Origin of the sequence: Dyadobacter frigoris (assembly GCF_005280585.1) — a bacterium.
GTDB lineage: Bacteria > Bacteroidota > Bacteroidia > Cytophagales > Spirosomataceae > Dyadobacter > Dyadobacter frigoris.
Genome location: NZ_SZVO01000057.1, coordinates 1 through 1,189, shown reverse-complemented (window position 1 = coordinate 1,189; position 1,189 = coordinate 1). Strand labels below are relative to the sequence as shown.

Here is a 1,189-nt window from a genome sequence, read left to right as displayed (position 1 = left end):
AACATTATAATTAACTGGACTCACAACCGTTGGTGCTGGTGTCGCACAAGTTACAATTACTTTTATTTCGGCACGGGGTCCTTCACAGCCATTTAATGTCTGGCTGACAAAATAAGATTTTGTTCCTGCTGTTACAGTTGAAGGTATTGGAGCAGCTGCCAAGCCAGTTCCTCCTGCGGCAGCGTCATACCAAAGGCCATTCGCAACCGCTGGCAATGCTGATGCAGTAGCACCAACATTATAATTAACTGGACTCACTACGGTTGGAGCAGGTGTTGTACAAGCTCCTACAATCACTTTTATTTCAGCACGGGGTCCTTCACAACCGTTCAATGTCTGACTTACAAAATAAGATTTTGTTCCAACAGTTACGGTTGATGGTGTTGGCGCAGTAGCTAAACCGATTCCACCCGTAGCAGCGTCATACCAAAGACCACTCGCTACCGTTGGCAACGCCGTTGCAGTGGCTCCAACATTATAATTAACTGGACTAATAACCGTTGGTGCAGGTGTCGCACACGTTACAATCACTTTTATTTCAGCACGGGGTCCTTCACAACCGTTCAACGTTTGGCTGACAAAGTAGGATTTCGTTCCGGCCGTTACAGTTGATGGTGTTGGCGCAGCTGCTAAGCCAGTACCGCCAGTGGCAACGTCGTACCAAAGGCCATTGGCTACCGCTGGCAAGACCGTTGCAGTGGCTCCAACATTATAATTAACTGGACTCACTACGGTAGGAGCAGGTGTTGTACAAGCTCCTACAATCACTTTTATTTCCGCGCGAGGACCCTCACATCCGTTCAATGTCTGACTTACAAAATAAGATTTTGTTCCAACAGTTACGGTTGATGGTGTTGGCGCAGTAGCTAAACCGGTACCGCCAGTGGCAGCATCATACCAAAGACCATTCAGTACCGCCGGTAATGCCGTTGCAGTAGCTCCAACATTATAATTAACTGGACTCACAACCGTTGGTGCTGGTGTCGCACAAGTTACAATTACTTTTATTTCGGCACGGGGTCCTTCACAGCCATTTAATGTCTGGCTGACAAAATAAGATTTTGTTCCTGCTGTTACAGTTGAAGGTATTGGAGCAGCTGCCAAGCCAGTTCCTCCTGCGGCAGCGTCATACCAAAGGCCATTCGCAACCGCTGGCAATGCTGATGCAGTAGCACCAACATTATAATTA

1 protein-coding gene is annotated in these 1,189 nt (G+C 47.4%); it reads right to left on the bottom strand.

What is annotated here, in order from left to right:
• On the bottom strand, positions 1-1,189 hold a 1,189-nt coding region (locus tag FDK13_RS35715; protein WP_445438719.1), incomplete at both ends, for an Ig-like domain-containing protein.